Annotated in this window: 10 protein-coding genes; all 10 read right to left on the bottom strand. The window is 66.2% G+C overall.

Annotated features, from left to right (window positions below; translation table 11 throughout):
- Positions 1–163 precede the first annotated feature (163 nt).
- The 10 genes from dhaK to FJ423_RS24720 all read right to left on the bottom strand — a co-directional run bounded on the left by dhaK (position 164) and on the right by FJ423_RS24720 (position 8,624).
- Entirely contained in the window at positions 164–1,150 is a 987-nt protein-coding gene (dhaK, locus tag FJ423_RS24675; protein WP_140845634.1) for a dihydroxyacetone kinase subunit DhaK, read from the bottom strand.
- A gap of 78 nt (positions 1,151–1,228) precedes the next feature.
- Entirely contained in the window at positions 1,229–1,660 is a 432-nt protein-coding gene (locus tag FJ423_RS24680; RefSeq protein ID WP_140845635.1) for a hypothetical protein, read from the bottom strand.
- A 7-nt stretch (positions 1,661–1,667) separates the two neighbouring features.
- On the bottom strand, positions 1,668–3,242 hold the full coding sequence (gene ptsP / locus FJ423_RS24685; protein WP_140845636.1) for a phosphoenolpyruvate--protein phosphotransferase: 1,575 nt from the start codon (positions 3,240–3,242) through the stop codon (positions 1,668–1,670).
- A gap of 41 nt (positions 3,243–3,283) precedes the next feature.
- Complete coding sequence (locus tag FJ423_RS24690; RefSeq protein WP_095766133.1) at positions 3,284–3,586, bottom strand: HPr family phosphocarrier protein; 303 nt, start codon at positions 3,584–3,586, stop codon at positions 3,284–3,286.
- Between the two features lie 19 nt (positions 3,587–3,605).
- Positions 3,606–3,995, bottom strand: coding sequence for a dihydroxyacetone kinase phosphoryl donor subunit DhaM (dhaM, locus tag FJ423_RS24695; protein WP_140544084.1), 390 nt, complete (start codon positions 3,993–3,995; stop codon positions 3,606–3,608).
- Positions 3,995–4,594 carry a dihydroxyacetone kinase subunit DhaL gene (gene dhaL / locus FJ423_RS24700; protein WP_140845637.1) on the bottom strand — a complete coding sequence of 200 codons (600 nt, stop codon included), beginning with the start codon at positions 4,592–4,594 and terminating at the stop codon, positions 3,995–3,997. Before dhaL ends, dhaM begins: the two co-directional genes overlap by 1 nt.
- A 10-nt stretch (positions 4,595–4,604) precedes the next feature.
- Positions 4,605–6,245, bottom strand: a complete 1,641-nt coding sequence (locus FJ423_RS24705; RefSeq protein WP_140845638.1) for a dihydroxyacetone kinase subunit DhaK — start codon at positions 6,243–6,245, stop codon at positions 4,605–4,607.
- A 60-nt stretch (positions 6,246–6,305) separates the two neighbouring features.
- On the bottom strand, positions 6,306–7,319 hold the full coding sequence (locus FJ423_RS24710) for an ABC transporter ATP-binding protein (protein WP_140845639.1): 1,014 nt from the start codon (positions 7,317–7,319) through the stop codon (positions 6,306–6,308).
- Complete coding sequence (locus tag FJ423_RS24715; protein ID WP_140845640.1) at positions 7,312–8,418, bottom strand: ABC transporter ATP-binding protein; 1,107 nt, start codon at positions 8,416–8,418, stop codon at positions 7,312–7,314. The genes FJ423_RS24710 and FJ423_RS24715 overlap by 8 nt, the downstream gene beginning before the upstream one ends.
- 2 nt (positions 8,419–8,420) lie before the next feature.
- Positions 8,421–8,624 carry a hypothetical protein gene (locus FJ423_RS24720; protein ID WP_140845641.1) on the bottom strand — a complete coding sequence of 68 codons (204 nt, stop codon included), beginning with the start codon at positions 8,622–8,624 and terminating at the stop codon, positions 8,421–8,423.
- Positions 8,625–8,750 lie beyond the last annotated feature (126 nt).

Consider the following 8,750-nt stretch of genomic DNA (forward strand, 5'->3'; position numbering starts at 1 on the left):
CGCGCGGATCGTCCATTCTGTGGATTGATCCGGAGGGTGTTGGAAATGACGAAGAAGAAATATGAGGCGCCTTTGCTGCGCAAGGCTGGAAAACTCTCCAGCGTGGTGGCCGTGGCGTCAAAGACGCTTTGAGGCGTCGGGCTTCGGTCTTGGCTGAAGCCGGCTACATGCCCCAGCGCAGCGCCGCCGTGTGTACCGGCGCGTCCCAAAGTGCTGACGTTTCGTCGTCCAGCATGGTCAGCGTGATCGAGCATCCCGCCATGTCGAGCGACGTCACATAGGACCCGACGAGCGAGCGGACCACCGTCACGCCCTGCCTCTCGAACACCCTGCGGGCGCTGTTGTACATCAGATAGAGCTCCATCGACGGCGTGCCGCCGAAGCCGTTGACGAACAGCAGTGCCGGCCCTTTGGCGCGATCGCCGAAGTCGCCGGCAATCGCGGCGCAAACCTCCTCGGCGATGGCGTCGGCACTCTTCAGCGTGTCGCGCCGACGGCCGGGCTCGCCATGGATGCCGACGCCGAATTCCATCTCGCCGTCGCCGATCTCGAAGGTCGGCTTGCCGGCGGCGGGCACCGTGCCGCTGGTCAGCGCCACGCCCATCGAGCGCGTCGCGGCGTTGACGCGGTCGCCCAGCGCCTTGAGGTCGGGCAGCGGCATGCCTTGCTCGGCGGCGGCGCCGACGATCTTTTCCACCACCAGCGTGCCGGCGACGCCGCGCCGTCCGGTCGTGTAGGACGAGTTCTCGACCGCGACGTCGTCATTGGTCACCACCTGCAGCACGCGGTCCGCCATCTCGGCCGCCATGTCGAAATTCATCACATCGCCTTCGTAGTTCTTGACGATGAACAGGCAGCCGGCGCCGGTGTCGACGTCCTGGACGGCCGCGAGCATCTGGTCGGGCGTGGGCGAGGTGAAGACCTGGCCGGGGCAGGCGGCGTCCAGCATGCCGTGGCCGACAAAGCCGCCATGCAGCGGCTCGTGGCCGGATCCGCCACCCGAGATCAGCGCCACCTTGCCTGGCTTCAACGCCCTGCGGCGGATGAATTTGTGGTCGTCGCCAAGCACGAGTATGTCGGCATGAGCGGCCGCGAAACCGTCGAGGCTTTCGGTCAGGACCGTGTCCACCGAGTTGATGAATTTCTTCATGGCAGTCCTCCCGACGTCTTAGTTTACGCAATTCCGAACGGAAAAACCGCTGGACACTTTTCCTGGAATTGCTCTTGCTCAGCCGCTGCCCTTGCCGGCGATGCTGGTTATTTTCTGGATAAATTCGTTGATCGCCCGGTCGAGCGCGGCGTTCTGCCTGTCGTCGCCGAAATCCGGCACGATGAGCGAGACATGGCGTGTCCTGCGCAGACCGGGGGCCGCCGGAACTTTTCCGGGATGCGCCTGGTGATAGGCGGCCATGAACTGGTCGCGCTCGGCCTGGCTGAAATGGCAGACCGAAAAGATCGACGGCAGATGCTTTGACGGGATCGCGATCGAATAGGCCGGACTGGAGATCTGGGTGACGAAGCTGCGGTGCTTGCCGAGCGCGTCGGCAAGCCGCTGGCGCATGCCCGACGGACGCTGGTCGATCACCTGCGACAGGATCGTCTTGTAGGCACGGATCGCCTCCTCCGAGCCTGTTTCCGATATCTTCTCGGTCCTGGCCATGCCGCGTCTACACTGGAATGTCCGCGATGGCCGCCTTGGCCATGGCGAGTTGCGCCGGCGCGACCGACAGGTCGCGCAGGCCCGCCGCGAGCAGGGCCGGGATGGCTGCCGGATCGCCGCCGGCATCGCCGCATAGGCTGACCGGAATATCTCTCTCCCGTCCGAAGGCCGTGATCGCAGCGATCAGCCGCAGCACCGCCGGGTTGCGGACGGCGTTGAGATGCGCGACCGCCGCATTGTCCCGCGCCGCCGCCATCACATATTGCGTCAGGTCGTTGGAGCCGATCGAGAAGAAGGCGACATCGGCGAAATCCTCCGGCGTCAGCGCGACGGACGGCACCTCGACCATGATGCCGAGTGGCGGAAGCCGGTGCGCGACGCCCTGCGCGGCAAGCGCGGCTTGTTCTTCCGCGAACAGCGCGGCGGCGTGGCTGTACTCCTCGGGCGTGGCGATCATCGGGAACATCACCTTCAGATTGCCGTGGATGGCGGCGCGCAGCAATGCCCGTATCTGCACGCGAAAAATGTCGCGCCGCTTGAGCGAAAGCCTTATGCCGCGCAGGCCGAGAAACGGGTTGGCCTCCTCGACGGTGAAACCCGGCACCGGCTTGTCGCCGCCGGCATCGACGGTGCGGATGGTCACCGGCTTGTCGCCTGCCCATTCCAGCACCTTGCGATACGCACGGTATTGCGTCTCCTCATCCGGCAACGTCTTGCCGAACAGGAACTCCGTGCGCATCAGGCCGACGCCGTCGCAGCTTTCGATTTCGATGCCGTCGACATCGGAAGGGTAGGCGATGTTGACTTGGACGCGCACGGCGGTGCCGGCCTTGGTCACCGCCGGCTCCGTCAGGAATGTCCGCGCAGCGCCCTGGCGGTCGGCGAAGGTGGAGGCGGACTGCCGGAAGGTTTCGATCTCGGCCGGCGAAGGCGAAAAGATGATTCCGCCGCGTTCGGCATCGAGCAGCGCGACACCGGTGGGCGTTTCAGCCTCGTCGCCGAGACCGACGACCATCGGCACGCCGCGCGAGCGCGCCAGCATAGCGACATGGCTGGCGGTGCTGCCGCGCTTGAGCGCGATGCCGCCGCCCTTGCTCCAATCGGTTTCGAGGAAGCGCGTCGGCGCGATATCGTCGCCATAAAGGATCGCGCCCGGCGGTGTCGCGGCCTCGCTGTCCTCGCTCAACGCCCGCAGCACCTGGTCGCGGATGTCGCGCAAATCCGCTGCGCGAGCGCGGAAATAGTCCTGGTCCGCCGCTTCATAGCCGGCGATCTCGCCGTCCAGCGCCGCGCGCCAGGCGGCGTCCGCCGGCAGTCCGGAACCGATCGCCGACAAGGCCGGACCGCTCAGCGCGTCGTCCTCCAGCATGGCGATGTGGAATTCGAGAATGCCGGCGGCGTCGCCATTGGCGGTTTCGACCAGCGCTGCCAGCCGGCCGACGGCCTTGCCGACTGCGCTCACCAATGCGGCTCGTTCTTCCTCGGCGCTCGCCTTGGCCTTGTAGCTGGCCGGAGGCTGGTCGAGGTCGAACAGCGGGCCTTCGGCGTAGCCGGGTGAGGCGGGGATACCCTCAACCCGCATGGCTCGCATTCCTTGCGGGCCTGGCGACATTCGGATCGGTCTCAAGCGGACCGGGCATGATCCGCGTCCTCGTCGAAGTCACGCTGCACCAGATCGACCAGTGCTTTCACCGCCTGGGTCGCGCCATCGCCCTTGGCGCGGATATGCAGCATGGTCCCTTTCGGCGCCTTGGCCGCCATCACCTTGACGATGCTCTTGGCGTCGAACCACGGACCGTTTGCCGCCACCGCCACTTCCACCTCGGCCGCGAACGACTTGGCAAGCTTGGTGAACTTCACCGAAGGGCGCGCGTGCAGTCCCACCGCGTGGGTGATCAGGACCGTTGCTTCGGCGGATGCGGACATTCAGTCGGTTCCCGTTCGTTCACGACGGCGACAATTCATGCGCCGTCGCCACCACTTCCTTGAGTGAGGCGCCGCCGGAGGATTCGGTCGCCGCCATCACCGCGCCTTCGACGATCGGCGCGTTGCAGACGACTATTCTGTGGGAGCGCGGCTCGCCGATCATCTCGACCGCCATCTCCGAGTTGGTCTCGGCGCCGCCGAGATCGACCAGGATGGCGACGCCCGCTTCCGACCAGGCCTTGTCGATCGCGCCCATGATCGCCTCGACGCTGGTGCCGAGGCCGCCATGGCCGTTTCCGCCGCACCATGCAAGCGGCACTTCGTCGCCCACCATCTGGCGCACCATATCGGCCGTGCCCTCGGCGACCAGGGGCGAATGCGACACGATGACGATACCGACATTGCTCATCAAATGCCCTCGACAGTTTCGGCGACTGCGCGCACCAGCAGCGCGGTCGAGCGCGCTCCGGCGTCCATATGCCCGATCGAGCGTTCTCCCAGGAAGGAGGCGCGCCCGCGCAGGGCCTTCATCGGCACCGTGGCCTCTGCGGCCTTATCGGCGACGTCGGCGATTTCGCTTGCCGTCTTGCCTTGCGCCAATGCCTCATACACCGGCGCCAGCACATCGAGCATGGTTTTTTGTCCCGGCTGCGATTTGCCGCGCGCGGCAACCGCCTCGATCGCCTTGCCCAGTGCCGCGGATAAGCCACTTCGATCGGGTGCTCCCGGCAATTCCTTGCCGAGCGCCATGAACAGCGTGCCGAAGAGAGGCCCGGAAGCGCCGCCCACGGTCATCACCAGCTTGGTGCCGACCGCCTTCAGCGCCTCGGGCAGCGGTTTTGCCGCGAAGGCGTCAGCCTCGGCGCGCACCGCCTCGAAGCCGCGCTTCATGTTCAGCCCATGATCGCCGTCGCCGATCGCCTGGTCGAGCGCGGTCAACTCCTCGGCATGCGCTGCGATCGTGTCGGCGGCCGCCGCGATGAATCGGGAGAAATCGGCTGGCGCCATTTCCTGTCCTTCATGCCGGGGCGAACAGCGCCGCCACGGCGGCGAAAACCTCGGCGACCGCGAAGGCGCCGGGATCCGCTGTGTCAAGCTGCCTGCCGATATAGGCGGAACGCCCGGCCTTCGCCTTCTGCATCGCCGCGGTTGCCTCGGCGCCTTGCCGCGCTGCCTCTGCCGCTGCTTCCAGCCCGCTTGCGTCCAGGGCTTTCAGCGCCGGCTCCAGCGCATCGACCATGGTGCGATCGCCGACCTTGGCGCCACCATAGAAGATCATCCGGTCGAGCCCGGCGAGCAAGGCCCTGGGTAAAGTTGCGCCGAAACGCAAAGTCTGTGCGGCGGCGGTGAAGAAGATCGACAACAGCACGCCGCTGGAGCCGCCCATCGACGCACCCAGCGTATCGCCGATTGCGGCAAATGTCGCGGCCTTGTCGGCGAGCGGCAGCGTGTCGATGCGCTCGAGAATGCTGCGCGCGCCCATCGCCACCGTCGAGCCGGTGTCGCCGTCGCCTGCCTTGGCGTCGAGCCCGTTGAGCGGCTCTTCGAGCGAGATCAGCTTCTGGCAGACGGCTTTCATCAGCCGCTCGGCGGCCGCATCGCGGCTGGCGGGCTTCGTGGCTGCGCCGGTGGCGGGCTTGGCCATCGCGATAACGACCGGCTGACGAACCGGTTTTGCCGGCAGCCAGGCATGCGGGCCGACCGGCGCCAGCAGCGCCGCCTCGCGCTCCGCGTCGAGCTTGAGCAGCGACAGCGAGAAGCCGTTCATGTTGAGCGCCGTCATCAGATGTCCGGGGCCGACCGTCAGCGCCACGGCGTTCGCTAGCGGCGAAGCGAGCACCGCATTGGCGATCAAGGACATTTCGAGCGGCGGCACCGAGCCGAGATTGTTGATCAGCAGGGCATAATGGCTGCCGGGATCGAGCCGCGCCGCGAGGCGTTCGGCCATGACCGAGACGAATGCGCTGGCGCTCTGCAGCGCGATGCGCTCGACGCCCGGCTCGCCATGAATGCCGAGGCCGAGCTCGCCGTCTTCGGCGCCGAAGCGCTCCTCGTGCGCCTGTCCGGGGATCGAGCAGGAGGAAAGCGAGATGCCGAGCGAAACGATATCCTTGGCCGCCGCGCGCGCCGCTGCGGCAACCGATGCCAAGTCATGGCCGGCTTCCGACAGGTGACCGGCGATCTTGTGCACGAACAGCGTGCCGGCGACGCCTCGCGGCTGCGCGATATCGGGCAGGGCGATGTCGTCGCTGACGATCACCATCTCGACCGCAAGCCCCTCGGCGCGCGCCTTCTCCGCGGCCAGTCCGAAATTAAGCCGGTCGCCGGTGTAGTTCTTGACAATCAGCAGGCAGCCGGCCGGTCCCGTCGTCGCGCGGATCGCCGCCAGCACCGCCTCGACGCTCGGCGAAGCGAAGATCTCGCCGGAGACGGCCGCCGTCAGCATCCCGGCCCCGACGAAGCCGGCATGCGAGGGTTCATGCCCGGCGCCGCCGCCCGAAACGATCGCCACCTTCGACTTGTCCCAGTCGGCGCGCAGCACGACCTTGATCTCGGGATAGCCGTCGAGGCGGGCCAGCGCGCCCGATCCCGCCGTGGCGAGGAAGCCGTCCAGCGCCTCGGTGACGATTGTGTCCTTGCGGTTGAAAAAGTGCTTCATGGATTTCGTCCCGTCCGTAATCTGCGGTCGTCAATCGGTGTGCGATAAGCGCGTGGCCGGCTACATCAATCTTTGCCCGTCCGAGCCGAAATAGAGCGGCGCCAGGTAGCGGATCGTCACCTTATCCCCTTTGGCTAAAGGCGTGTCCGGATCGGTGAGCGTCACCAGCTTCTTCGGCCCAACCGTCACATGCAGGTGGTTCTGGTCGCCCAAATGCTCGACCCAGTCGACGACCCCGTCGGCATGGCCGTTCATCGCCTTCTCGATCGCGAGATGCTCGGTGCGCGCGCCGATCGTCGTCGTTCCGGTCGGGGCGCCGCCGTCAGGCAGCAGTCCGGCCGGCAGAAGGTTGATAGCCGGCTGTCCGAGGCGCGCCGCGACATGAAGATTTGCCGGCTCAGAATAGATCGCGCGCGGCGTGCCGATCTGCACCAGCATGCCATCGGCGAGAATGCCGATGCGGTCGGCCATGGTCATCGCCTCGATCTGGTCGTGCGTGACATAGAGCATGGTGGCGCCGAGCTCGGACTGGATGCGCTTCAGCTCGAGCCTGAGATCGGCGCGCAGCTTGGCGTCGAGCGAGGACAGCGGCTCGTCCATCAGGTAGATCGCGGGCTTGCGCACCAGGGCACGGCCGATGGCGACTCGCTGCATCTCGCCGCCGGACAGTTTCGTCGAGCGGTTGTCGAGCTTGTGGTCGATGCGCACCATGCGCGCGACTTCCTCGACACGGCGGCGCACCGCCTCTTCGGGAAACCGCCGCGCCGGCGAGCGCAGCGGGAAGGCGAGATTGTCGAACACCGAAAGATGCGGATAAAGCGAATATTGCTGGAAGACGAAGGCGGTGTCGCGTTCGGCCGGCGACAGCGCCGTCGCGTCGTGGCCGCCGATGTGGATCGTGCCGCTGTCCGGCCGTTCCAGTCCGGCGATCAGCCTCAGCGTCGTCGTCTTGCCGGCGCCGGTCGGCCCGAGCAGCACGACGAATTCGCCGTCCTTGATCGTGAGGTCGAGATCGTCGATCGCGACGGTGTCGCCAAAGCTCTTGGTCACGCCCTGGATGTGAACGTCAGCCATGGCGCGCCTCCGCTGCCTGATCATGCATGGCGGTCCTGACCGCGCGGCCGGAACCCTTCTCGAATAGCGACAGCCTCGCACCGTTCAGCGCCAGCCCGACCTGTTCGCCGGGGCTGAGATGGATGCCCGCCGGCACGCGCGCCTTGATGATGCCGTCGGCCGTCTCGACGGCGACGATCTGCGTGGTGCCGAGATATTCGGTGCCGTAGATCGCGCCGCGCAGCTTCGAGCCATCGTCGAAGCGGATGTGCTCGGGCCGGATGCCGAGCGCCATGTCGGCGGGTGCCACATCCTCGCGTACCTCCGGCACCGCGACCTTGGCGCCCTGCACGACGATCTCCTTCGCGCCCCTGGCGAGCCCGCCGCCGAATTTCAGGAAATTCATCGGCGGCGAGCCGATGAAATCGGCGACGAACATGGTCGCCGGCCGGTCGTAAATCTCGCGCGGCGTGCCGAACTGCTCGATGACGCCATGGTTCATCACCGCTATCTTGTCGGCCATCGACATCGCTTCCATCTGGTCGTGCGTGACATAGACCGTCGTGGCATGGATGCGGTTGTGCAGCTCGCGCAGCTCATGCACCATCAGGTCGCGGAACTCGGTATCGAGGGTGCCGAGCGGCTCGTCCATGAGAAAACATTTCGGCCGCCGCACGATGGCGCGGCCGAGCGCGACGCGCTGGCGGTCGCCGCCAGCAAGGCCGGAAACGGACTTGTCGAGCAGATGGTCGATGCGCAGTAGCTTTGCTGTCTCCTCGACGCGGCTTCGGATTTCGGCCGAGGGCATGCCCTGCGCCAGCAGCGGGAAGCCGATATTTTTGCGCACATTCATGTGCGGGTAGAGCGCGAAGAGCTGGAAGACGAAGGCGATGTCGCGCTCGCGCGCCCGGCGCATGGTGACGTCCTCGCCGCCGAGCAGGATCTTGCCGCCGGTCGGCAATTCAAGCCCGGCGATCATGCGAAGCGTCGTCGTCTTGCCGCAGCCGGATGGCCCGAGCATGACGAAGAACTCGCCGTCCTCGACAACGAAATTGGAATCCTGCACGGCGACGAATGCGCCGAAGGCCTTCCTCAGGTTCTGAACGCGGATCTCGGCCATCTTTATTCCGGGAATTTCGAGACGATGATGAACATCACCGTGCCAGTGAGCATGGTGATGAAGGAATAGGTGTAGAGCGACAGCGCGAAAGGCTGGAACAGCATCAAGAAGCCGATCGCGATGATCGTGGTCGCGATGTTTTCCATCAGGCCGCGCCTTGCCCATCGCGGCCAAGAGGAGCGCTTGGAGGCAACAGAGCGGTTCATGCGTTCCTCCCTTCCTTCTCGTTCAAGGGGAGAGATGGTTGCCAGGTGGTTCCCCCACTCCGTCGCTGCTTCGCAGCGCCACCTCTCCCCCCTCCGGAGGGAGAGGAAGGGAGCCAGGCTGAATGA

This window comes from Mesorhizobium sp. B2-8-9 (assembly GCF_006439475.1).
Taxonomy (GTDB): domain Bacteria; phylum Pseudomonadota; class Alphaproteobacteria; order Rhizobiales; family Rhizobiaceae; genus Mesorhizobium.

Coding starts and splice junctions, on each gene's coding strand:
- dhaK (WP_140845634.1), bottom strand. CDS start 1,150: ATGAAGAAATTCATCAACTCGGTGGACACGGTCCTGACCGAAAGCCTC.
- FJ423_RS24690 (WP_095766133.1), bottom strand. CDS start 3,586: ATGTCCGCATCCGCCGAAGCAACGGTCCTGATCACCCACGCGGTGGGA.
- FJ423_RS24720 (WP_140845641.1), bottom strand. CDS start 8,624: ATGAACCGCTCTGTTGCCTCCAAGCGCTCCTCTTGGCCGCGATGGGCA.
- ptsP (WP_140845636.1), bottom strand. CDS start 3,242: ATGCGGGTTGAGGGTATCCCCGCCTCACCCGGCTACGCCGAAGGCCCG.
- FJ423_RS24680 (WP_140845635.1), bottom strand. CDS start 1,660: ATGGCCAGGACCGAGAAGATATCGGAAACAGGCTCGGAGGAGGCGATC.
- FJ423_RS24710 (WP_140845639.1), bottom strand. CDS start 7,319: ATGGCTGACGTTCACATCCAGGGCGTGACCAAGAGCTTTGGCGACACC.
- FJ423_RS24715 (WP_140845640.1), bottom strand. CDS start 8,418: ATGGCCGAGATCCGCGTTCAGAACCTGAGGAAGGCCTTCGGCGCATTC.
- FJ423_RS24705 (WP_140845638.1), bottom strand. CDS start 6,245: ATGAAGCACTTTTTCAACCGCAAGGACACAATCGTCACCGAGGCGCTG.
- dhaL (WP_140845637.1), bottom strand. CDS start 4,594: ATGGCGCCAGCCGATTTCTCCCGATTCATCGCGGCGGCCGCCGACACG.
- dhaM (WP_140544084.1), bottom strand. CDS start 3,995: ATGAGCAATGTCGGTATCGTCATCGTGTCGCATTCGCCCCTGGTCGCC.